The sequence below is a fragment of the Rhodovibrio sodomensis genome (genome assembly GCF_016583645.1).
GTDB lineage: Bacteria > Pseudomonadota > Alphaproteobacteria > Kiloniellales > Rhodovibrionaceae > Rhodovibrio > Rhodovibrio sodomensis.
Genome location: NZ_NRRL01000076.1, coordinates 1 through 21,168 on the forward strand (window position 1 = coordinate 1; position 21,168 = coordinate 21,168).

Annotated in this window: 23 protein-coding genes; 19 read left to right on the forward strand and 4 right to left on the reverse strand. The window is 70.5% G+C overall.

Features of this window, described 5'->3' with window-relative positions; genetic code table 11:
• Positions 1-131: 131 nt before the first annotated feature.
• On the reverse strand, positions 132-857 hold the full coding sequence (locus CKO28_RS19435) for a response regulator (RefSeq protein ID WP_200342478.1): 726 nt from the start codon (positions 855-857) through the stop codon (positions 132-134).
• A gap of 212 nt (positions 858-1,069) precedes the next feature.
• Here CKO28_RS19435 and CKO28_RS19440 point away from each other — a divergent pair, with 212 nt between their 5' ends.
• From CKO28_RS19440 to CKO28_RS19450, 3 genes are all read left to right on the forward strand, one after another.
• Positions 1,070-1,630 carry an EF-hand domain-containing protein gene (locus tag CKO28_RS19440; RefSeq protein ID WP_200342479.1) on the forward strand — a complete coding sequence of 187 codons (561 nt, stop codon included), beginning with the start codon at positions 1,070-1,072 and terminating at the stop codon, positions 1,628-1,630.
• Between the two features lie 273 nt (positions 1,631-1,903).
• A complete protein-coding gene (locus CKO28_RS19445; protein WP_200342480.1) occupies positions 1,904-2,623 on the forward strand; it encodes a cytochrome b/b6 domain-containing protein in 720 nt (239 codons plus the stop codon).
• 187 nt (positions 2,624-2,810) lie between these two features.
• Complete coding sequence (locus CKO28_RS19450; RefSeq protein WP_200342481.1) at positions 2,811-3,179, forward strand: hypothetical protein; 369 nt, start codon at positions 2,811-2,813, stop codon at positions 3,177-3,179.
• 28 nt (positions 3,180-3,207) lie between these two features.
• Here the strand turns inward: CKO28_RS19450 and CKO28_RS19455 are convergent, their stop codons facing one another.
• Positions 3,208-4,353 carry a sensor histidine kinase gene (locus CKO28_RS19455; protein WP_200342482.1) on the reverse strand — a complete coding sequence of 382 codons (1,146 nt, stop codon included), beginning with the start codon at positions 4,351-4,353 and terminating at the stop codon, positions 3,208-3,210.
• Positions 4,354-4,562: 209 nt separating this feature from the next.
• Here CKO28_RS19455 and CKO28_RS19460 point away from each other — a divergent pair, with 209 nt between their 5' ends.
• Positions 4,563-4,922: a hypothetical protein gene (locus CKO28_RS19460; protein ID WP_200342483.1), complete on the forward strand. Its 360-nt coding sequence runs from the start codon at positions 4,563-4,565 to the stop codon at positions 4,920-4,922.
• A gap of 89 nt (positions 4,923-5,011) precedes the next feature.
• Here the strand turns inward: CKO28_RS19460 and CKO28_RS19465 are convergent, their stop codons facing one another.
• Positions 5,012-7,912 (reverse strand): M20/M25/M40 family metallo-hydrolase, encoded by a 2,901-nt coding sequence (locus tag CKO28_RS19465; RefSeq protein WP_200342484.1) that lies wholly within the window; start codon positions 7,910-7,912, stop codon positions 5,012-5,014.
• Between the two features lie 416 nt (positions 7,913-8,328).
• Between CKO28_RS19465 and CKO28_RS19470 the strand changes: the two genes are divergently transcribed.
• From CKO28_RS19470 to CKO28_RS19540, 15 genes are all read left to right on the forward strand, one after another.
• Entirely contained in the window at positions 8,329-9,237 is a 909-nt protein-coding gene (locus CKO28_RS19470; RefSeq protein ID WP_200342485.1) for a heme/hemin ABC transporter substrate-binding protein, read from the forward strand.
• Entirely contained in the window at positions 9,221-10,306 is a 1,086-nt protein-coding gene (locus CKO28_RS19475) for a FecCD family ABC transporter permease (protein WP_200342486.1), read from the forward strand. Before CKO28_RS19470 ends, CKO28_RS19475 begins: the two co-directional genes overlap by 17 nt.
• Before the next feature lie 52 nt (positions 10,307-10,358).
• Positions 10,359-11,171: a heme ABC transporter ATP-binding protein gene (locus tag CKO28_RS19480; protein ID WP_200342487.1), complete on the forward strand. Its 813-nt coding sequence runs from the start codon at positions 10,359-10,361 to the stop codon at positions 11,169-11,171.
• A 13-nt stretch (positions 11,172-11,184) separates the two neighbouring features.
• Positions 11,185-11,496 carry a heme-degrading protein HmuQ gene (gene hmuQ, locus CKO28_RS19485; RefSeq protein WP_200342488.1) on the forward strand — a complete coding sequence of 104 codons (312 nt, stop codon included), beginning with the start codon at positions 11,185-11,187 and terminating at the stop codon, positions 11,494-11,496.
• Between the two features lie 123 nt (positions 11,497-11,619).
• Positions 11,620-11,805: a hemin uptake protein HemP gene (gene hemP, locus CKO28_RS19490; RefSeq protein ID WP_200342489.1), complete on the forward strand. Its 186-nt coding sequence runs from the start codon at positions 11,620-11,622 to the stop codon at positions 11,803-11,805.
• A 212-nt stretch (positions 11,806-12,017) separates the two neighbouring features.
• Positions 12,018-14,174: a TonB-dependent hemoglobin/transferrin/lactoferrin family receptor gene (locus CKO28_RS19495; RefSeq protein ID WP_200342490.1), complete on the forward strand. Its 2,157-nt coding sequence runs from the start codon at positions 12,018-12,020 to the stop codon at positions 14,172-14,174.
• A gap of 298 nt (positions 14,175-14,472) precedes the next feature.
• On the forward strand, positions 14,473-15,036 hold the full coding sequence (locus CKO28_RS19500) for a hypothetical protein (protein ID WP_200342491.1): 564 nt from the start codon (positions 14,473-14,475) through the stop codon (positions 15,034-15,036).
• Between the two features lie 12 nt (positions 15,037-15,048).
• Positions 15,049-15,513 (forward strand): hypothetical protein, encoded by a 465-nt coding sequence (locus tag CKO28_RS19505; protein ID WP_200342492.1) that lies wholly within the window; start codon positions 15,049-15,051, stop codon positions 15,511-15,513.
• Positions 15,500-15,748 (forward strand): hypothetical protein, encoded by a 249-nt coding sequence (locus CKO28_RS19510; protein ID WP_200342493.1) that lies wholly within the window; start codon positions 15,500-15,502, stop codon positions 15,746-15,748. Before CKO28_RS19505 ends, CKO28_RS19510 begins: the two co-directional genes overlap by 14 nt.
• Positions 15,749-15,840: 92 nt before the next feature.
• Positions 15,841-16,341, forward strand: a complete 501-nt coding sequence (locus CKO28_RS19515; protein WP_200342494.1) for a ferritin-like domain-containing protein — start codon at positions 15,841-15,843, stop codon at positions 16,339-16,341.
• Between the two features lie 233 nt (positions 16,342-16,574).
• Positions 16,575-17,021 carry a pseudoazurin gene (locus tag CKO28_RS19520; protein WP_200342495.1) on the forward strand — a complete coding sequence of 149 codons (447 nt, stop codon included), beginning with the start codon at positions 16,575-16,577 and terminating at the stop codon, positions 17,019-17,021.
• A gap of 95 nt (positions 17,022-17,116) precedes the next feature.
• Positions 17,117-17,518: a DUF6746 family protein gene (locus tag CKO28_RS19525; protein ID WP_200342496.1), complete on the forward strand. Its 402-nt coding sequence runs from the start codon at positions 17,117-17,119 to the stop codon at positions 17,516-17,518.
• Between the two features lie 362 nt (positions 17,519-17,880).
• Entirely contained in the window at positions 17,881-18,333 is a 453-nt protein-coding gene (locus tag CKO28_RS19530) for a hypothetical protein (protein WP_200342497.1), read from the forward strand.
• An 89-nt stretch (positions 18,334-18,422) separates the two neighbouring features.
• Positions 18,423-19,601 carry a PQQ-dependent sugar dehydrogenase gene (locus tag CKO28_RS19535; RefSeq protein WP_200342498.1) on the forward strand — a complete coding sequence of 393 codons (1,179 nt, stop codon included), beginning with the start codon at positions 18,423-18,425 and terminating at the stop codon, positions 19,599-19,601.
• A gap of 114 nt (positions 19,602-19,715) precedes the next feature.
• On the forward strand, positions 19,716-20,576 hold the full coding sequence (locus tag CKO28_RS19540) for an ATP-binding cassette domain-containing protein (protein WP_200342499.1): 861 nt from the start codon (positions 19,716-19,718) through the stop codon (positions 20,574-20,576).
• An 87-nt stretch (positions 20,577-20,663) separates the two neighbouring features.
• On the opposite strand, the gene CKO28_RS19545 is transcribed toward CKO28_RS19540, so the two are convergent.
• Positions 20,664-21,168 (reverse strand): energy transducer TonB (locus CKO28_RS19545; RefSeq protein ID WP_207168880.1); only part of this gene is annotated, 505 nt, incomplete at its 5' end.

A 21,168-nucleotide genomic window follows, 5' to 3' on the forward strand; every position in this document is an offset into this window, starting at 1 on the left:
CGATCTTCCAGGCTGCCCGCCACCGGGCACGTGGCTACAGCAGCCCGGCCACCTTCATCGCCATGATCTACCTGCTCGCAGCCCCGATCGGCGATATCTCGAAATCCATTTGAAGCGTCAGAGCGCCCGGTTCAGGCCCATGTCACCGTCTCCGCGAACTGATAGCCGCCGCCGCGGCAGGTCTGGATCAGCCGCGGCCGCTTGGGGTCCGGCTCGACCTTGCGGCGCAGGCGGCTGACCAGGATGTCGACGGAGCGCTCGAACGCTTCCGCCTTGCGGCCGTGGACCAGGTCGAGCAGCTGGTCGCGGGTCAGCACGGTCTGCGGATAGGTCAGAAAGGTGGTGAGCAGCCGGTACTCACTGTCGCTGAGCGAGACGACGCGGCCGTCGGGATGGGCGACCTCGCGGCGGCCGGCATCGAGCCGCCAGTCCCCGAACCGGGCGTAGCGTCCGCCGGCCTGTGTGCGCTGGGGCGGGAGCTGGTTGGTCCGGCGCAGCACCGAACGGATCCGCGCCAGCAGTTCGCGCGGGTTGAACGGCTTGGCGAGGTAGTCGTCGGCGCCGACCTCCAGCCCGATGATCCGGTCGGTTTCCTCGTCCTTCGCCGTCAGCAGGATGACCGGCAGGTTGAGGTGCTCGCGCAGGTATCGGCACAGCGACAGGCCGTCCTCGCCCGGCATCATGATGTCCAGCACGACCAGATCGATCGCGTGGCCGCCGACCGCCTCGCGCGCGTCCGCGGCGTCGCTCGCCAGGGAAACCCGCAGGCCCTCCCGCCCAAGGTACCGGCGCAGGCCGTCCCGGATCTCGCGGTGATCGTCGACCACAAGAATGTGGGGCGCGGTGTCGCCGGGCACGCTCGAACCTCCCTCTGTGTCCGCCACGGTGGACGCTAACCGCGCTGGCGCGCGCGGACAGGAAGAGATTTGTAACAGGATGTTTCAGGACCGGCGGTTTGAAACGTCCTGTTACACACCAGCGCTGGTGTAGATCCGGCTGATAGCGGCATCTCTCTCCTGCACGCAACCGGCACGGCCGAGACGGCCCAGCCAGTCACAAGGAGGATGTCATGACACGACGGACCAAACTGCTTTCCAGCGCGCTTGCTCTGAGCCTGGCGGTTGGCGCCGGCGGTTTCGCCCTGAGCGCCCAGGCCGGCATGGACGGTCGCATGGACGACCGGGCGCGTCTGCCGGTGCCGCCAATCTTCCAGGCGGCCGACGGCAACGGCGACGGCGCGGTCAGCGCGGAGGCCTTCGCGGACTACCTGGCCGAACAACGCCAGACGCGGGTCCGGCAGCGGTTCCAGCAACTGGACCAGAACGGCGACGGCGCGCTGTCGCCGGACGAGTTCCGCGCGGCGGGACAAACCGCCCTTGGGCCGCGCGGCCGCGCCGCCGGGGAGCTCGGCGAGCGGCTGTTCTGGCGGCTCGACGCCAACGACGACGAGGCGCTGCAGCCGATCGAGGTGACGTCGTTCGCCGAGCGCCTGTTCGCCCGTGCGGACGCGAACGCGGACGGCCGGGTGACGCAGGCGGAGTTGCAGGAGCGCCGCGCCGACCGCGACGGCTGGCATGGCGGTCACCACGAGGCCGGCTACGACGGCCGCCGGGGCGGCGACTGCCGCTGAACCTCTGCGCGCCCCCGCCGCCGCAGCCGCCCCCGGACCGCGGCGGGGGCCGCCGGGACGGCCGCCGTTCCCCGCACGGAACTGTCGCACGGGCTTGCAAGTCCCCGTCATGCCCGTTCGACACGCCGACCCGAGGCCGGCTGTTCTGGATACCGGTGACCGTGACCCGATGACAAATCGGCATCCTCGCCCTGAGCCGGCCGCCTTGGCGGTCGTGTCGAAGGGGCGGCGACGGGTGTCCAGTCGCAGACGTAACAATCGGAGGGATCGGAGATGACACGGATCTTCGTCTGGGACGGCGCGATGCGCCTGTTCCACTGGCTGCTGGTAACATCTTTCCTGGTCGCCTACTTCACGCCGGAGCGCGTGACCACCATCCACGTGATCGCGGGCTATCTGGTGGTCACCTTGCTGCTGGTGCGGATCGTCTACGGCTTCGCGGGCACGGAGCACGCGCGCTTCCGGGATTTCCTGCCGAACCCGCGGGCGACGGTCGCCCACCTGCGCGGCCTGATCCGCGGCACCCCGCACCATGCCCCCGGGCACAACCCGACCAGCGCGCTCGGCGCCTGGGCGTTGTTGATCCTGATCGCGGGCACGGTGCTGACCGCCGCGCTGCCGATCGAGGCGCTGCACGCCTTCCACGGGCTGTTCGCGAACCTGGCCGTCGCCGCCGCCGTGCTGCATGTGATCGGGCTGATCGTCGAGGATGCACTGACCGGCGAGGGGATCATCGCCTCGATGGTGCACGGCTTCAAGACGATGCCCGAAGCCGCGGCTCAGAAGATGGCGTCGAGCGGGCCCACGCGGCGCCGGCTGGTCGGCGGTACGGTGGCGGCCGTGGTCGTCGCGCTTGGCGTCGGGTTGGGCGCCGGTGTGCTCAACTGGCCGCTCGGTGAGGAGCACGGTGAAGACGCGCACGAACGCGCGCACGCGCTGGTCCGCGAGGCGGAACCCGCGACCCCGCAAGCGGCGCGCGAACGGCCCGAGTAAGCGCGGCTCGGCGACCGTCTTCAACGGCCCTGCAAGGGCGCCGCACGACGCCGACCGGGCGGCCTGCGGCGTTCTTGCTGGCCCTGTTATCACGTCCGTCGTAAGCCACCGCGGGTCGGTTGTTTTTGAAGTTATTAATCCGCACGGTCGAAACTGCGCGCCGACCATTTCAAGCGGAAGTGCAGGCATGCCGTTGGAGGAACGACACATCGAGTTCAGCGACGTCGAGACGGCGGCTGCGCTTCAGCGCTACGTGCGCAAACGTTACGCCGGGCGGGAAGCGGTGGCGATCCGTCACGTCAGACCGGCCAGCGACGGCGGCGCGCTGACCGGCGTGCAGGCGACCGGCAACCAGGGCATGGAGCGCGTCCAACTGGATCTCAGCCGGGCCGAACTGACCGCGGCGTTGCTGTCGTGGTGCTTTTCGCACCAGATCCCAATCCCGCGGCGGGCCGAGAAGCGGGTGACCTATGGCCGGACCCGCTTCACGCTGGTGCTCGAACTCGACGCCCCCGGCCCCGTTGGCGCGGATCAGGGTGCCCCGGAAACCGGGTGAGCCCCGACCCGACCGTCCCGGGCACGGCTTACGCGGCGGCCCGCGTCTCGCCGGCGCTGCGGTCCAGGCTGAAGCGGGCCCGCTTGCCGGCTTCGCCGTTCGACTGGATGTGGAACCCGGCGTCCTGCACCCGCAGCAGGCCGTCGACCAGCATCAGCGTCAGGCTGAACGCACTGGCGGAGGCGATGGCGTCGCTTTCGCGCCCGGCATTGGGGCCGCCGGGGGCCGCCCGCCGGGCCTGAAGGTAGCGGATATCGTCGTCCACCAGGGCGCCGCAGGTGTCCTCCACGACCAGGTCGTAACCGCTTGCCGTGGGCGTCAGCGAGACGTGCACCTGGCCGCCGTGCTCGGCCTTGCGGATCACCGCCAGGAGGTAGTGCGACAGCACCTGCTTCAGCGCCCGCGGATCGGCGTCGACCGGCGCCGTGCGATCGATCCCGGCAGTGTCGACGGTGATGTTGTTGTTCTGCGCCGCGATGTGGGCGAGCCGGACCGCCTCCCCGGCCAGGTCGGCCAGGTCGATCCGTTCCGGGGCGGCTTGATAGCTGCCCGCCTCGACCGCGCTGACCTCCAGGACCGACTGGACGAGATCGAGCAGTGCGCCGCCGCTTTCGCGGATGTCGCCGGCGTAGTTGGCGTAGGCCTTCTGGCCGAGCGGGCCCAGCATCTCGTTCTGGATCAGCTCGGAGAAGCCGAGGATGTGGTTCAGCGGGGTGCGCAACTCGTGGCTCATGTCCGACAGCAGGCGGAACTTCTGCGCCTTGTCTTCGTGCGCCCGTTCGGCCGCGGCCTGGGCCGCGTCGAGCGCCCGATCCAGCCGGGTGATCGCCTCCTGGACGTCGGCCATCAGCACGCCGGCCTGGTCGGTGTAGCCGGTCGGCAGAGCCGACAGCTTCTTGGTCGCCAGATAGTCGCGGATCGCCGTGCAGGCGGAGCGCACGGGCGCCAGCAAGCCGTAGATCGCCGCCGAGGTTGCAACCGTGCCCGCGACCGTCGCGATCAGCAGGACCAGCAGCACCGGCGCGATTTCCGCGAACGGCACGGTGACGGTCAGCAGCAGGTAGAGCACGACCGCGATCAGCGGGATATGCACGCCGACGAAGCTCACGAACAGGATCTTGCCGAGAAAGCTCTTGGGCCGGGGCAAGCGGGACAACAGGCGGTAGAACGTCATGCAAACCTCCGACGCCAGAGCAGGATCGCGCGATCCACACGGCGGGTGACGCCAGCTTCGGCGAGCGCGCGCTAACGGGCTTTCGAGATAAAGGTCGGAGGTTTAACGGGTCGTTAACGGTGCCGCCGGTCCGGCCATCCCAGCCCTTGTTCGCCGTCGACCGGGACATAGCTCCGGGGCTCCAACCAACCGTCTCGGGCGGCTCATAGATGAAAACCCTTTTCGTGGCCGCGCTCACCGCGTTCGCGGCGACCGCGGCGCCGGCCGTCGCCGACGCTCGTGCCGCCAGTGGCGCGGAGATCCGCGCGGCGATCGCCGGCAACACCGTCCAGGGGTCGATGGTCGACGCGAGCGACTACACCGAATTCTACGCCGCGAACGGCACGATCAGGGGCGATGGCTATACCGGCAGCTGGCACATCGAGGACAACCGGATGTGCTTCAGGTACGGCAACGGCGCGGCCGATTGCTACGGCGTCCGGCTCGACGGCAACCGGGTCATCTGGCTCAAGAACGGGCAGACCGATGGCACCGGCACGATCGTGACCGGCAATCCGAGCGACTTCTAATCGGGTCCGGTCGGCCCCGACCCGCCGGCGCTAGAGCAAGATGCTGAAAGGTGAAGCCACCTTTCAGCATCTTGCTCTCTCTCCAAGCGCTATTCCCGGCGGGTCGGGGTGATCTGCAGTTCGACCGGGGTGCCGTCGCGCCGGACGGTGATGGTCACCTGCTCGCCCGGCTTCAGGCCGTTGATCGCGCGGACGTAGTCATAGATGTTCGCAACCTCCTGGCCGGCCAGTTCGACGACCACGTCGCCGCCCTTCAGGCCGGCGTCCTCGGCCGGGCCTCCCTTGACCACGCCCGACAGCGGGACCCCGTCGACGTCCTGCTCGGCGTAGTCGGGCACGGTGCCGAGCTTGACGTTGCCCATCTGGCGGCCGCCCTCGGCGCCGGGACGCTCGCGTTCGACGAAAGCCGGCTCGTCGGCGGCGAGCGCGCGCGAGCGCCCGACCAGGGCGACGAAGCGGGCGATCTCGCGAAGACCCTGGTAATTCAGCTTGTCCGCCGTGTCGGACGGCCGGTGATAGTCGTCGTGCGCGCCGGTGAACAGCGACAGGATCGGCACGCCCTTCAGGTAGAACGCCGTCGCATCGGTGGGCATGTAGGTGTCGGCGGAGGTCTTGATCGGCAGGCCGACGACGGCGTTCCGCCGCTCGATCTCGCGCGCCCAGATCGGCGAGGAGCCGGTCCCGCCGGCGATCACCCGGTCGCTCAGGCGGCCGACCATGTCCATGTTGATATAGGCGCTGACCAGATCCGACAGGTTCTCCGCGCCCGCCGCTTCGGCCCGGGCATCGACGAAGTGGGAGGCGCCCAGCAGGCCCAGCTCCTCGCCCGACCAGGCGGCGAAGATTACGTCGCGGGCGCCGTTGAGCTTGCCTTGGCGCGCCTGCAGCCACTGCGCGACCTCGATCAGCGCCGCGACGCCGGAGGCGTTGTCGTCCGCGCCCGGATGGATCTTGCCTTCCCCCTCGGCGCCGGCGAGCGAGCCCGCGGTCTCGCCCCGGCCAAGGTGGTCGACGTGCGCGCCGATCACCAGCGGCGGGCGGCCCTGGTCCGCCGGTTGGCCGTCGAGGTCGAGCCGTGCCAGCACGTTGCGCCCGGTGCGCGTCTCCTGGTCCAGCGCGATCTCGGCCGCGGCCTCGACGCCGATCAGGCGCCGGCCGCCCGGCTCGCCCCGGTCCAGTTGCGCGGCCACGTCGTCCAGCTGGTCGCCCAGGATCGACAGCATGCGCCGCATCGCCTGGCGGTCGACCGCCAGCACCGGCAGGTTGGCGGAGCCGGAACTGGCTTCGTAGGACAGGCGGGGCAGGGTGTCCGGGAAACCCGCGCGCGGCGGCGGCGCGAAGATCACGCCGGCCGCGCCGTTCGCCTTGGCGACCGAGGCCTTGTAGCGCGGATCGGCGAAGCGCGAGAGGTAGGTGCGCCGCGTCTGCGACAGCTCACCCGGCATGCCGCGCCAGATCAGCACCCACTGCCCTTCGACGTCGATCTCCCGGTAGCTGTTCAAGCCGGGCTGGTCGCCTGAGTCCGGCGCGACGATACCGTAGCCGGCGAAGGTCACGCCGGTCTGCTCGACCGATCCGGGCTCGGAGAAGGCGAGCGGACGCCACCGCGCCTCGACCCCGAGCGGGCGCGCCTCGCCGTCGACCGAGACGCTCAGCGTGTTGCCCGTTGCAAGCGCGACGCCGGCGGTGAACTCGAACGGCTGGAACAGGCCGCCGTCGGCCCCGGCCGGCGTCAGGCCCAGGCCCCGGAACGCGTCGGCGACGTAGGCGGTGGCCCGCTTGGCGCCCTCGGTCCCGGTCAGGCGGCCGGCCATCTCCTTGGCCGTCAGCCGTTCGACGTGGCGCTTGAGGTCGGCCACCGTGATTTCGGCCGAGGTGCCGTCCACGGACGGCGCGGCCGCGCGCTCGGCAAGCGGCGCCTGGTCGAGCAGCTGGAGCGCCTGCTGATGGTCCCAGTCGGCGATGAACAGCTGGCTGTCGCCGCTCGAGGTGGCGTTGGAGGTCCAGCTGATCGTCTCGCCGTCGGGGGCGAAGGTCGGCAGGCCGTCGAAGCCTTCGCGGTCGGTCACCCGGACCGGCTCCCGCCGGCCTTCGGCGTCGACGATGTACAGCTCGAAGTTTGCGAAGCCCTGCTGGTTGTTGGCGAAGATGATGTAGTCGCCCGACGGGTGGAAGAACGGCGCCCAGGACATCACGCCGAGGTCGGTGATCTGACGGACGTCCGTGCCGTCGGCGTCCATGGTGTAGATCTCGGCGCGCTTGCCGTCCTCGGAGAAGCGCCGCCAGACGATCTTGTCGCCGTCGGCACGCCAGAACGGGCCGCCGTCGTACCCCGGGGTGTCGGTCAGGCGGCGCACGTCGGTGCCGTCCGAGTCCATGACGTAGAGGTCCATGAAGTACGACGGCTGGTTGTCCAGCCGCTCCGCCTCGGCTTCCGACAACTCCTGAGCGTAGGCGTGCCGGTTGGAGGCGAAGACGATCTTCGAGCCGTCGGGCGAATAGCTGCCCTCCGCATCGTAGCCGCGCGCGTCGGTGAGCTTGGTGTAGCCGCCGTCGTCTAGGTCGGTCTCGACGATCTCGTAGGTCGGATCGTAGTCCCAGGCGTAGCGCCGGTCCGTACCCTCGGCGCGCGCCTGCAGTTCGGCCTGCATCTTCTGTTCCGCCGTCGGGTCGAACTGCGTGGTCGCGAACAGCGCCCGCTCGCCGTCGGGGTGCAGCCAGCCGCAGGTGGTCTTGCCAACGCCGGTCGACAGGCGCTCGACGTCGCCGGTTTCCAGATCGAACAGGTAGATCTGGAAGAACGGGTTCCCCTGCGTGCGCTCGCTCTGGAAGATCATCTTGCTGCCGTCGGCGGAGAAGTAGCCTTCGCCTGCGCGCTGGCCCTCGAACGTCAATTGCCGGGCGTTGGAGATCGGCGAGGCCAGGGCGGCGTCGGGGACGGCAGGGGGAACGAGCAGCGCGAAGGCGACCAGCAGCGATGCGACACGCATGAGCGGTAGGCTCCTCTTATGAACGGACCGACCGGCGGGCGCGCGCCCGACGCGGCGTTTGGGAACGTGAAGATGGCGGTCGCGTCCGCCATGTCCAGCAGAGCGGCATGGCCTGGAGACCCGGAAAGCGGCGCGACCCCATGACATCTCCCGCAATCGTCGCGCACACGCGGCCCGCCCCACAACAGATTAATGCAATTGCACCTGAGAGGCAGTTGCATTAATAAGTCCGAACTGGCAGGCTCGCCGGCGAGCCCTCCGGCTGACCGGCCGCCGGGCTCTCTCATGTGCAAGCCCTTGGTCCGGCAGGTCCGCCCTGCCGGACCCTTCTTGCCGCTGGCGACGCGCGACAGCGCGCCGGCGGCCGCCGGTTGGCGCGGACCCGCGCCCACCCGTTCTTCAGGGAACCCAGATCGATGCGGCAACAAGCTCTCGCCGTCCGCGCCGTCGTCGTCGCCCTGCTGGTCGCGATCGGATTGCCGGGGCCGGCTGGCGCGGGCAGCCCGTCGCGGGTCGTCGCGGCCGGCGGCTCGATCACCGAAATCGTCTACGCCCTCGGGGCCGGAGACCGGCTGGTCGGGGTCGACAGCACCAGCCTGTATCCTGAGGCGGCGCGCCAGCTGCCCGACGTCGGCTACATGCGCCGGCTGTCGGCGGAGCCGATCCTGTCGCTGGCGCCGACGCTCGTGCTGGCGGCGGCCGATGCCGGCCCCCCGGACGCGCTGGCCCAGCTGCGCGCCGCCGGGGTCGAGGTCGTTGCAATCCCGGACGCGCCCAGCCCGCAAGGCGTGGGCGAGAAGGTGCGCGCCGTCGCGAACGCGCTCGACCTGCCGGCCCGGGGCGATGCGCTTGCCGACCGGCTGGCGGGCCAGTTCGATCGCCTGCGGGCGCGCCTCAGCGGGGTGAGCGCGCGGCCGCGGGTGTTGCTGCTGCTGGCCATCGGGCGCGGAACGCCGATGACCGCCGGCACGCAGACCGCCGCTCAAGGGATCATCGAACTCGCCCACGGCCGCAACGCGATCGACGCGTTCAGCGGCTATAAGCCGCTGTCGCGCGAGGCCGTGGTTAGCGCGGCCCCGGACGTCTTGCTGACCACCGAGCGGACGGTCGCGCAATTCGGCGGGCGCAAGCAACTGCTCGCCCGGCCCGAACTGGCGTCGACCCCGGCGGGGCGCGCCGGCCGGCTGGTGATGATGGACGCGCTGTTGCTGCTGGGGTTCGGTCCGCGCACGCCGCAGGCCGCCGCCCGGCTGGCGGAACAGCTGCACGGCAGCCTGCGGATGCCCGACCTGACGGAGGAGTCGGCCCATGACAGCGGCGGCTGACGGCCCGCGCGTGGGCCGCCGGCGGATTTCGCCGGCCGGGCTCGGGCTTCCGGCCTGCGGGCTCGCGGCGGTCGGCGGCTTTCTGCTGGCGGTCGGCCACGGCGCTGTCCAGATCGCGCCGGGCGAGGTCGCGGCGATCCTGGGCGAACAGCTGGGCCTGATCGCCAACGCGGACGTGACGCGCGCGCAGGAAACGGTCCTGCTCGCGATCCGGCTGCCGCGGGCGGTCCTGGGCCTGCTGGTCGGCGCCGGGCTGGCGGTGGCGGGGGCGGCGCTGCAGGGCCTGTTCCGCAATCCGCTGGCGGATCCCGGCCTGATCGGAGTGTCGAACGGCGCGGCGCTCGCCGCCGCCGCGACGATCGTGCTCGGCGGGGCCGGCGTCCTGGGCCTGCCGGCCTGGCTGGTGCCGCACCTGTTACCGATCAGCGCGTTCGCCGGCGGGGTCGCGGCGACCTGGCTGGTCTATCTGATCGCCAGCCGCGAGGGCACCACCGACGTGGCCGTGATGCTGCTGGCCGGGGTGGCGCTGAACGCCATCGTGGCGGCCGGGATCGGCCTGCTGATCTTCCTGAGCAACGACCAGGAACTGCGCGACCTGAACTTCTGGCTATTGGGCAGTCTGGGCGGGGCGACCTGGGACCGGCTGGCCGTCTCGGCGCCGCTGATCCTGGCGCCCACGCTGCTGCTGATCGCCCAGGGCCGCCGTCTGAACGCGTTGTTGCTGGGCGAGGTCGAGGCCGGTCATCTGGGCGTGGCGGTCGAGCGCACCAAGCGCACGATCGTCCTGCTGGCCGCGATGGCGGTCGGCGCGGCGGTCGCGCTAACCGGCGTGATCGGCTTCATCGGTCTGGTCGTGCCGCATTTGATCCGCCTGCTGATCGGGCCGGACCACCGCACCCTGCTGCCCGCCAGCATCCTGCTGGGTGCGGCCTTGCTGCTGGCCGCCGACGTGCTGGCGCGCACGCTCGCGCTGCCGGCCGAGCTGCCGATCGGCATCCTGACCAGCACGGTCGGCGGGCCGTTCTTCCTCTGGCTGCTGCTGCGCCAGCGCACGCAATGGGCGATCTGAAAGCGGGGTGCAATTTGAGAGTGCAGGGCGATCCGATCGTGGGGGCGATCTGATGCTGGCCGCGTGCGACGTGCGCCTGACCCGCGGCGGGCGCCCGGTGTTGGCCGGCGCCTCCCTCGCCCTGGGGCCTGGCGACCTGGTTGCCGTGATCGGACCGAACGGGGCCGGCAAGTCCAGCCTGCTGCAGGTGCTGTCGCGCGCGCTGGTGCCCGATCGCGGCGAGGTCACGCTGGACGGCCGCGCGCTGGCCGACTGGCACCGCGCCGAGATCGCGCGCCGGCGGGCGGTGCTGCCGCAGGCGCCCAACGTCGTCTTTCCGTTTCGGGTGCGCGATGTGGTCGCGCTCGGGCGCAGCCCGCATGCCGGCGTGAGCGACCGGCTCAGCGACCGCCGCGTGGTCGAGTCCGCGATGGCGGAAACCGGGGTCACGCATCTGGCCGACCGGCTGTACGCCACGCTGTCGGGCGGGGAGCGCCAGCGGGTGCATTTGGCCCGGGTGCTGGCGCAGGTCTGGGTCCCGCCGGACGACGGCAGCGCCTGCTACCTGCTGCTCGACGAGCCGACCAACAACCTGGACCTCGCCCACCAGCACGAGCTGCTGCGGCAGGCACACCGGTTCGCGGCCAGCGGCGGCGGTGTGCTGGCGATCTTGCACGATCCCAATCTGGCCGCCGCGTATGCCGACCGGATCGCGATCGTGCGCGACGGGCAGGTCGTCGTGGACGCGGCGCCGGAGACGGCGTTGCAGCCCGCCACCCTGAGCGAGGTGTTCGGCTTGCCGGTCGAGGTGATCCGGCCGGACGGGTTCGCCCGCCCGCTGATCGTTCCGGCGCCCGCGACGGTGGGTGCCAACGCTTTGAAATAAGGAGCTACCCAGAATGTTTATCGCCATGAACCGGTTTCGCGTGGCCCGCGGCGCGGAGGACCGCTTCGAGCAGGTCTGGACCAACCGCGAGCGACATCTCGCCGAGGTCCCGGGCTTCGTCGCCTTTAAGCTGCTGCGCGGGCCGGAGCACGCGGACCACACGCTGTTCGTCTCGCATACCCTCTGGGACTCGCGGGTGTCGTTCGAGGCCTGGACCCGCTCGGACGCGTTCCGGAAAGCCCATGCGTCCGCCGGGGCGAACAAGGACATGTACCTGGGCCCGCCGCAGTTCGAAGGCTTCGAGGTGGTCCAGGCGGAAGGCTGATCCGCAAGCGCGCGGCTGCAGCTTGCGCGGGGGGAGCCTGGCATCGGTTTTGTTAATGAGAATGAGTGGCAATTGCATGAATCGAGCGCTAGGGTCCGCGTCGGATACACACGGGTGTAAGTGATGAGTGAGCAGCGGCATCCAGACCAGAAGCCTGACGGGTCGCACCGGCCGGTCGAGCCGGCCGGCCCGAGGATTATCCGGAGTTCGGATATGTTCGCCGAGGCCCATGAGGTGATCATCGAGCACCAGGGCGCGACCTATCGGCTGCGGCAAACCAGCCTCGGCAAGCTGATCCTGACCAAATAGCGGCGGCGGCCGCGGCCGTCCGGCTGGATTCCGGTCGGCCTGGGTCCGAGCCGGGCCGCGCCGCCGTGCAACCATCCGGAAAATGTCTTCCGGGCACATCCAAACATTCATCCGACGTCCAAGCCCGCCACCCAGCCCTCCGGGCCGCCAGGCAGCTAGCCAGGACGCACCTCGACGCGGCTGCGGCCGCGCATGCCAGGGGAGCGTGAGATATGGCGAGGTTACTTGGCGGGCTCGTGAGCCTCGGGATCGCCGCGGCGATCGCCGGGACCGCGGCGGCTCAGGACGCGCGGGACGCGGGGGACGCGGGGCTGACGCTGGGCACCGGCAGTTCCGCCGTGACGTCCAGCGACGGACCGGCGGTCAGCCTGGATACCGTCTCGGTGACCGCAACCCGGAACCCGATCGCGGCGTTCGAATACCCCGGGATGGTTACCGTGATCGGCCGCGAGCAGATCGAGACGCGCCAGCCGTCCAGCATGGACGACGTCTTGAAGTGGGTCCCGAACGTCGAGTTTACCGGCGGCCCGCGGCGCACGGGCGAAGTTCCCAGCATCCGCGGCTTTTCGGGTCCCGACGTGGTGGTCACGCTCGACGGCGCGCGGCAGAATTTCAATTCGGGTCACGACGGCCGGTTTTTCGTCGATCCCACGTTGCTGCGCGAGGTCGAAGTGCTGCGCGGTCCGGCGTCGTCGCTCTATGGCAGCGGCGGTCTGGGCGGCGTGATCGCGCTGCGCACGGTGCGCCCGGACGACTATCTGGACGCGGGCGAAACGGCGGGCGTCACCGTCGGCGGCGGCTACCAGTCGGTCAACAACGAGTACCGCGAGGTCGTGACCGGCTACGCCAAGCCGACCGAGAATGTCGGCTTCCTGGCCAGCGTTACCAAGCTCGACTCCGGATCGATCGAACTGGGCGACGGCAGCAAGCTGGACCGCACCGACGACGACGTGATTTCGGGTCTGGCCAAGGCGGGCTGGGACTTCGCCGAGCATCACCGGCTGGAGGCCTCGTTCCAGCGCTTCCAGAACAACGCCCAGGAGCCGAACAACGCCCAGGGCGCCGGCGGGGACAACCTGGTCGACAAGGACATCGTCAGCGACACCTGGCGCCTGGGCTACGACTACAGCGATCCGTCGAACGATCTGGTCGATCTGGATGCCGTCGCCTACTACACCGACACCTCGATCGAGGAATTGCGGCTGGACAGCGCCGGCGCCGGCCCAGTCGGCGAGATTCTGGAGCGCGACGTGGATACGGTCGGGCTGCGCGTGGACAACCGCAGCCGGATCCGCCTGAGCGACGATGCCAACCTGACCCTGACCTACGGCAGCGAGGCCTACCAGGACACGCAGGACTCCTCGGCCAACGGCGGGCCGCGGCCGTCGGTGCCGGACGCCGAGACCAACCTGATCGGCCTGTTCGCCCAGGGCGAGCTGCGCCTGGCCGAGCCGCTCGGGGTGCTGCCGGGGGATCTGCTGGTGATCCCGGGCGTGCGCTTCGACCGCTACAGCTCGTCCAGCGACGTCGCCGTCAACAACCAGGACCAGGCGGTCTCGCCGCGGATCGGCGTCAGCTACCTGCCGACCGACTGGTCGCTGCTGTTCGCCAACTACGGCACCGCCTTCCGGGCGCCGACGATCAACGAGCTCTATACCTCGGGCGTGCACTTCCGGATCCCAGTCGGCGCCGGCGTCACCAACCGGTTCGTCCCCAACCCGGACCTCAAGCCGCAGCGCACCCGGACGGTCGAGGTCGGCGGCGGCGTTGACTTCGACGATGTCGTGACCCCGCACGACCGGTTGCAGGTCAAGGCGACCCATTTCCGGACCCAGGGCGAGGACTTCATCGATCTTCAGGTCAACCAGCCGGCCCCTTTCGCGGGCTGCAACCCGTTCATTCCCGGTGACTGCAACGGTACCACGCGCCCGGTCAACATCGCCGACGCCAGCCTGTGGGGGAACGAGCTCGAGGCGAGCTACGAGACCCGGCGCATCCGGCTGCAGCTCGGCTTGTCCACGATCGACGGCGAGAACGAGGCGACCGGCGAGCCGCTGGGCGTGCTGACGCCGCCGCAGCTGACCACGGACGCGGCGCTCAAGCTGCCGGAGATCGAGTCCATCGTGGGCTGGCGGATGCTGGCCGCCGACGAATTCGACAATGTCAGCGATCCGGCGAACGAGCGCGAGGGCTACGCGGTTCACGACCTCTACTTTGCCTGGACGCCGGGTGGCGACGTGCTCGACGGCCTGCGGGTGGACCTCGGCGTCGACAACGTGTTCGACAAATCCTACACGCGCGTGTTCACCGGCGCCCAGGAACCTGGCCGGAATTTCAAAGGGTTCGTCCGCTATTCCCTGAACTTCTAGAGCAAAATCGATAAAGGTCTGGTCGACCTTCATCTTGCTCTAACGCGCAACGGCCAAGCCGCGGCTGTCGCGCTGACGCGTGCAGGCCCACCGCAGGCGAGCCGGGGGGTGACCCCACCTCCCGGCTCTTCTGTGTCCGGCCTCGCGGCGGCGGCCAGGGGCGCTGTCCCCCGGTGTGACCCGAGGCGTGGCCTGCTATTGCGAATGAGGTGCAATTGCACTAGTCTGAGGGGGCGCGGTGCCGCAGCCTTTCCGGCCAGGCCGCGTCGACGTTCAACGGCTGTGCAAGAGGTCGTCGATGACATGTACGGCGTTCGAGAACCGCTTCACGGCGGAGCTGTCGAGCGGCGGCCTGTTCGCCGTCTGGTGCCTGCGCAAGCGGGCCCATTGCGTGCAGCCGGGCGCGCATCCCGAAGACCAGCTGGGCTATGGCTTCCAGCTGGCCGGTATCCCGTCCGCGCTGCGCCCGTTCGAGGTCGTGTTCGAATGGCTGACCCGCACCGCGGGCCGGCCGCTGCAGCTGGGCCGCCCGACATGCGCGCGGGTGTCCTGCGATGAGGGCCTGGTGCTGGCGGCGCTGGCGGCCTTCCAGCGCGGCGACGCGGGCTCCGGCCGGATCCTGCTGCAGTGCCTGATCCCGCGCGTGCCCTGTCTGCACGCCGCCCCGGTGGCGGCGCAATTCGCCGAAGCCCTGATGCAGGCGAACTTGCCGATCGACCTCGCCGTCGCGGCCCGCGGGGCGCCGGCCGCGCGCGGTCACGGCGACCCGGCCCCCGGCGACCCGACCCCCGACGACCCGGCTAACGGCGACCCTGCCACTGGGGGCCCTGCTGCGGGGCCCGCCGGCGCCACCGTCCATTGAAGGAGCAGTGCCGTGGCTAGACTGTCGATCAACGACGTCCTCGATTTCGCCGTCGTGTTCCTGGCGGACGAGGCGGCACCGCGTCTCCAGGACATCCCCGGCCACATGCGCCAACTCTCCGGCGGCTGGTTCTGCCCCTGCACCGACGTGATCCGCGGCCGGGTCGACGCGCTGGAGGCGTGCGCCTTCGTCCAGCTCCCGGATACCAGCGAACACCGGGGCCAGCGGCAGGTGCATGCCACGGCCGAGGGCGTCGCCTACGCCCGGACCCTGCCGCGCAAGATCGCCCCGCAGCCGTGCCTGGCGCTGCTGGTTTGGCGCGGTCTGCAGATGTCGCTCGCCGGCAGCCTGACCAGCGACGCCCGCTCCGCGCTGATGCTGGAGCTCTCGCAGCACGAGCCCGCGATGCCCGCGATGTCGGATCTGGCCCAGGACTTCGCGGCGATCCACGAGCACGGGCGTCATGGCCCAGGATGAGCGCCGCCCGCGGGCTGAGGTGACTGCGCGCGCCGATCGCGGTCCCGACGCTCCCCGCCCGTGCGATCCGGCGCAGGCGATCCGGGGCTACCGCGGCGCCCGGCGCCGGCTGGTCGTGCGGGTGGCGATCGGGTCGCGCGGCCGGTCAACCGGCGCCTGGGCATCCGGCCTGATGCTGGCGCTGGTGGCGACCAGCGCCCTGGTCGCCGGCGCGTTCAGTCTTGCGGCGCCCTAGAGCAAAATCGATGAAGGTCGAGTCGACCTTGATCGTGAATTTTGCTCTAGCCCTGGCGAGCGGCCGAGCGGACCAGCGAACAAGAGGACGACATGACGGTTATCACCCAACTCGACACCTCGACCCCGGCGGTCCCGCAGGCGCAGATCGCCCATGCGCTGAGCCGCGTTGCGGCCGATGCCGCGGTGTTGCGTCTGAAGATCCAGTCCGCGCGCTGGCACGTCGCCGGGCCCGGCCGGCAGGGGCTGGCGGACCTGCTGGGCGAGCGCGAGGGCGAATTGACGCACCTGCTGAACCTCGTCGCGGGACGGCTGCGCGCGCTCGGGTTCAAGGTGCCGGCCGGTCTGGCGTCGCACCCCACCTACGGGTCGATCGGCCCGGACCCGGTGACCGGCGACGAGCCTGCGGGCTCGGATCCGGGCGTGCGCCTGCGCGGCTTGCGCGCCGACCTGGAATGCCTGATCGCCAGCTGCCGGACGGCGCACGCCATGGCCGAACCAGTGGATGCGCCGGCGGCGGCCCGGCTTGCCGCGCAGCTGCGGGTGCTGGAGCGGGCGGCCTGGATGCTGTCGGCCCAGGCCGCGGACGGCTGAACGCCCCGCGTCCGCGGGGCCGGCGGCATCGGGTCGCAGGCCGGATCGCGGCCGGGGCGCGCCGCCGATCTTGCCGCGCCGCGTCATGCAAATGCACCTGACATGCAATTGCAGCAACCCGTTTTACGTGGCAGACGATGGGCATTGGCTTCGTTCCGGGCGCCGGAACGGGCCGGCGACACGCGCTGTCGTCGATTCAGAGCAGAAGCAAAACGGAGAAAAGGGGAGCGCCGATGAAGAAGATGCTGGGGGCCGCGGCCATGCTGGCGGGCCTGGCCGTCGGTCCGGCGGCGGCCGAGACGATCGAGGTCAAGATGCTCAACCAGAACGCCGACGGCGACTTGATGGTCTACGAGCCGTCGTCGGTCGCGATCCAGCCGGGCGATACGGTGCACTTCAAGGCGGTCGACCAGGGCCACAACGCGCAGAGCGTGCAGGGCATGATCCCGGAAGGCGCGGACAGCTTCCGCGGCAACATCAACCAGGACTTCGAGGTCACCTTCGAGCAGGAGGGCACGTACGTCTACAAGTGCCTGCCGCACCTCTATTCCGGGATGGTCGGCGTGGTGAAGGTCGGCGACGCCAGCAAAAATCTGGATCAGGTCCGCGGCAAGGTCTCCGATCTGCCCAAGCAGGCCCGCGACCGTCTGAAGCCGCTCCTGGCCGCCGAAGGGTCGTGACCCGGCAACCGCCGGCCGACCGTCCGGCCCGCCCCGCGCCCCGAGCGGACGCGGGCGGGCCTGGACACAGTTTTCAGCAAAACGGAGAGATTATCATGCAGCGCCTGACAGCCGCCATCCTCACCCTCGGTCTGATCGCGGGCGGAAGCCCGGCGCTGGCCGACGGGGACGCGCACGCCCACAGCCACGACCAGGTCCAGCACTACGAGGCCAAGCCGGCCCCGAACCTGAAGATCGCGGTCGAGAACCTGCGCACGTATAACCAGCGTCTCGAGCAGCATCTCAACCAGGAGATGACGGTCGAGAACATGGAGAAGATCCATCAGCTGAGCTACACGCTGGAGAACGCGCTGCAGCGGATGGACAAGGATCTCGACAATATCGCCAGCGTTCTGGAGGGCATGCACCTCGCCAGCGAGAAGCGCAACGCACAGACGGTCGAGGACAACGCCGAGACCTATCTCGAGAACATGAACCTGATCCTGGGGCAGAACTAACCGGGGTTGCGCCTCCCGGGAACTTTGGCACGGTGAAGCCGTGCGATCCGTGTGGGATGCTGCGGGGAGCAGCCTTGTCAGGCTGCTCCTCCGCATGCGGTTATCTGAGTGGATGAGCGGCGGTTCGGCTGTCATCGATTTTTCTATAGGCACGCAGCGCGAGCGGTTCGCTCGCGTCCAGCCGTTCCCATCCATCCGAGACACTCCGCATAACGGCCGACGGACCAGGCGGCTGCCCACAGTGCGGCTGCCCACGCAGCCGGCCGGAATTTTTGTCGTATCCGGGCGTCCCGGTTTTGGTTTGGCTTGACGCTACTGCAATTCATTCTCAATATTGGCGAAGCGATGTCGAGGAGGATGCGATGCTCCGAGATTGCGGCTTCGGACGGTCGGTCGTGCGCGGTCTGCGCGCGGCCTGGCGGCGCGACGCGGCGCGCCGGCAGGCGGTCCAGGACCAGTTGCGGGAAAACCCCGGGCGCGCCGAGGGACGTGTCGCCGACTGGTCGCTGGACCGGATCGCCGAGTACCTCCGCCGGGAAAGCCGTCGCCGGGTCGGCTTTGGGCCGGTCGAGGCGTGCGACCTGACCGGCGACGAGCGGCACATCATGAGCCTGTTGGAGGACCTGCGCGACGGGCGGGAGCGGCGCGCCGAAATGACGGCGCTGTGGCTGGTCAAGCCGCCGCGTATCGCCGGCCTGCTGGACCGGATGCGCCCACTCGCCGACATCGCCAACCGGCACGACATGACCGATGCCGAGCTGCACCGCCAAAGCGCCCGCGCGATCGTGGAGGCGCACCAGCACGGCGCGCTGTGAGCCCGTCCGAGGGTCGCGCCCGTGGGTCCAGCGCGCGGCCGGCATCGGGCGACCGGCGCGCCGACCGACCGTTTCTAAGTAAAGTATCAGTGACGCGCGCGCACAGCACACGGCGGCTCGTATTCGGCCTTCTGGCCGCGCTGGTCGCGGGCCTTGCAGCCGCGCCGTCGGCCCGGGCCCAAGGCGCGGGTACGGTCTACCGGACCCAGCATTACGATCTGCGCCTGGTGCCGGTGGCGACCGGGCTGAACGCGCCCTGGAGCCTGGCTTTCCTGCCCGACGGGCGGATGCTGGTGAGCGAGCAGGTCGGCCGGCTGCGGATCGTCACGCCGGACGGGCGGATCAGCCGGCCGGTTGCAGGGCTGCCGGAGTTGTACGTCCTGAACCAGGGCGGCCTGCTGGACATCACCGTCGGGCCGCGGTTCGAGCAGTCCCGGCGGCTCTATTTCACCTTCAGCGAACCGGGTGAGACCTATGTCGGCACGGCCGTGGCGCGCGCCCGGCTGGACCTCGATGCGCACCGGCTGCGCGACGTCGAGGTGATCTTCCGCCAGCGCCCGAAACTGAGCGGCGACCGCCACTTCGGCGCCCGCGTCGTGCTCGGCCCGGACGGCAAGCTATTCGTCACCCTGGGCGATCGCGGCCAGCGCGAGCGGGTCCAGGATCCGACAACGACCCTCGGCACGGTCGTGCGGATCGAGCCGGACGGCGGGATCCCGGCCGGCAACCCGTTCGTCGGCGCGGCCGCCCGGCCGCCCGCGGTGTTCGCCACCGGCTTCCGGAACCCGCAGGGCGCGGCGGTCGATCCCGACAGCGGCGCGCTCTGGGTGGTCGACCATGGTCCGACCGGCGGCGACGAACTGAACCGGGTTGCGGCGGGAAAGAATTACGGCTGGCCGGTCGCCACGCACGGCGTCGACCGCGACGGCAGCCCGATCGGTGTGGGCCCGCACGCGCCCGGAATGACGCCGCCGGTGCACAGCTGGACGCCGTCGATCGCGCCGTCCGGGTTGAGCATCTACACCGGCGGGCTATTCCCGGCCTGGCAGGGCGATTTTCTGGTCGGCGCGCTCGGCGGGCGCCGGCTCGTCCGGCTGGAACGCGACGGCCGCCGGATCGTCGCGGAAGAACCGATGCTCCAGCGGCTCGACGCGCGCATCCGCGACGTCGTCCAGGGTCCGGATGGCCGCGTCTACCTGCTGACCGACGCGCCCAACGCCGAACTCTACCGCTTGCAACCGGCAGCACGCCCGCGCACCGCGCAGTAGCCCAGATCCCAGAGGCTCTCCGGCGCCGATCGCGCCCGGGCTTTTATTGCGAATGCGTTGCAACTGCGATAGCGTGCGCGCGCCGTCTTCGCCACCGCCATTGTCGCGATCCCCATGAGCCAGCTCGACTTCCCCGCTCGCGACCACGCGGCCGCCCGGCCGGCGCCTGTCCAGGAGCCCGCGGCGACGGGACCGGACGGGTCCGTCTTGTTCGCGCTCGGGGACGTCCAGGTCGACGCCGGGGGGCAGACCGTTTTGGGGCCGGTGTCGCTCGATCTGCCGGCGGGGCGCATGACCGGGCTGATTGGCCCCAACGGGTCGGGCAAATCGACGCTGCTCTCGGTGCTGGGGCGGCAGCGCGCGCCCAGCAGCGGCACCGTCAGGTTCAACGGCCGGCCAATCGGCGGGTGGCAGCGGCGCGGCTTCGCCCGGCAGGTCGCCTACCTGCCGCAGACGCCGCCGCCAACCGGCAGCATGACGGTGCGGGAACTGGCCGCGCTGGGCCGGTATCCCTGGCACGGCGCGCTCGGCCGGTTCACCGACGCCGACCGTGCCAAGGTGGCCGATGCGCTGGCGCAGGCCGCGATGACGGGGTTCGCCGAGCGCTTCGTCGACAGCCTCTCCGGCGGCGAGCGGCAACGCGCCTGGCTCGCCATGCTGCTGGCGCAGGACACGCGATGCCTGCTGCTGGACGAGCCGACCGCCGCGCTCGACGTCGCCCATCAGGTCGAGGTGCTCGAACTGGTCCGCGCGCGCGTGCGCGCGACCCAGATGACGGCGATCGTGGCGATCCACGACCTGAACATGGCGGCGCGGACCTGCGACGACCTGATCGCGCTGCGCGGCGGCCGGATGTTGGCCCGCGGGAGGCCGGGCGCGTTGATGCGGGCGACGACGCTTTACGACCTGTACGGCATCCCGATGGGGGTCCTGGCCCACCCGAAGACCCAGGCTCCGATCGCCTATGTCCGCTAGCTGAATCTTGTCCGAGCCTGGGCCGACGCGCGGCACCCCTGGCTCCGGCGCGGTCTCCGGCGTCGTCTGCGGCGCGAAGGCCGGTCTTCAGCGCAGGGCGAAGCGGACGGGCACCTCGAGTTGCAAGCGCTCGCGGTCCATCTCGTCCGGCAGGCTCGGCAGCGGCTGGGCCCGCCGGATCATCTCTCGGGCCGCGCCGTCGAGCATGTGGTGGCCGGAGCTGCGAACGACCTCGAACGACATCACCTCGCCGGATCGGTTCATGACGAACCGGAGCGTTGCGGTGCCCTCCATGCGCCGCAGCCGGGCACGGCGCGGGTATTCCTTGTGCTTCTCCAGCCAGGCGCGCAGACGGGCGAAGTAGTCGGGATGCGCGCCGGGCGAGCCGCCGCCGGCGGACGCCGCGCCGGCGCCGGCGGCGGCTTCCTGACCGGTGCCGGCCTTGCCGACGGCCCCGCTGACGGCCGCCTGCTTCTCGGTCCGCTGCCCGTCCGACGCGCGCGCCGGCTGCTCGGTTCGCTGGGTCGGTTGCGGCTTGGCGTCCGCCGTCATGGTCGTCTCGGGCCGTGCCGGTTTGGTCGGCGGGGCGGGG

Coding starts and splice junctions, on each gene's coding strand:
- hmuQ (WP_200342488.1), top strand. CDS start 11,185: ATGTTTATCGCCATGAACCGGTTTCGCGTGGCCCGCGGCGCGGAGGAC.
- CKO28_RS19475 (WP_200342486.1), top strand. CDS start 9,221: ATGACAGCGGCGGCTGACGGCCCGCGCGTGGGCCGCCGGCGGATTTCG.
- CKO28_RS19510 (WP_200342493.1), top strand. CDS start 15,500: ATGGCCCAGGATGAGCGCCGCCCGCGGGCTGAGGTGACTGCGCGCGCC.
- CKO28_RS19470 (WP_200342485.1), top strand. CDS start 8,329: ATGCGGCAACAAGCTCTCGCCGTCCGCGCCGTCGTCGTCGCCCTGCTG.
- CKO28_RS19465 (WP_200342484.1), bottom strand. CDS start 7,912: ATGCGTGTCGCATCGCTGCTGGTCGCCTTCGCGCTGCTCGTTCCCCCT.
- CKO28_RS19450 (WP_200342481.1), top strand. CDS start 2,811: ATGCCGTTGGAGGAACGACACATCGAGTTCAGCGACGTCGAGACGGCG.
- CKO28_RS19515 (WP_200342494.1), top strand. CDS start 15,841: ATGACGGTTATCACCCAACTCGACACCTCGACCCCGGCGGTCCCGCAG.
- CKO28_RS19460 (WP_200342483.1), top strand. CDS start 4,563: ATGAAAACCCTTTTCGTGGCCGCGCTCACCGCGTTCGCGGCGACCGCG.
- hemP (WP_200342489.1), top strand. CDS start 11,620: ATGAGTGAGCAGCGGCATCCAGACCAGAAGCCTGACGGGTCGCACCGG.
- CKO28_RS19455 (WP_200342482.1), bottom strand. CDS start 4,353: ATGACGTTCTACCGCCTGTTGTCCCGCTTGCCCCGGCCCAAGAGCTTT.
- CKO28_RS19480 (WP_200342487.1), top strand. CDS start 10,359: ATGCTGGCCGCGTGCGACGTGCGCCTGACCCGCGGCGGGCGCCCGGTG.
- CKO28_RS19530 (WP_200342497.1), top strand. CDS start 17,881: ATGCTCCGAGATTGCGGCTTCGGACGGTCGGTCGTGCGCGGTCTGCGC.
- CKO28_RS19540 (WP_200342499.1), top strand. CDS start 19,716: ATGAGCCAGCTCGACTTCCCCGCTCGCGACCACGCGGCCGCCCGGCCG.
- CKO28_RS19495 (WP_200342490.1), top strand. CDS start 12,018: ATGGCGAGGTTACTTGGCGGGCTCGTGAGCCTCGGGATCGCCGCGGCG.
- CKO28_RS19500 (WP_200342491.1), top strand. CDS start 14,473: ATGACATGTACGGCGTTCGAGAACCGCTTCACGGCGGAGCTGTCGAGC.
- CKO28_RS19520 (WP_200342495.1), top strand. CDS start 16,575: ATGAAGAAGATGCTGGGGGCCGCGGCCATGCTGGCGGGCCTGGCCGTC.
- CKO28_RS19440 (WP_200342479.1), top strand. CDS start 1,070: ATGACACGACGGACCAAACTGCTTTCCAGCGCGCTTGCTCTGAGCCTG.
- CKO28_RS19445 (WP_200342480.1), top strand. CDS start 1,904: ATGACACGGATCTTCGTCTGGGACGGCGCGATGCGCCTGTTCCACTGG.
- CKO28_RS19525 (WP_200342496.1), top strand. CDS start 17,117: ATGCAGCGCCTGACAGCCGCCATCCTCACCCTCGGTCTGATCGCGGGC.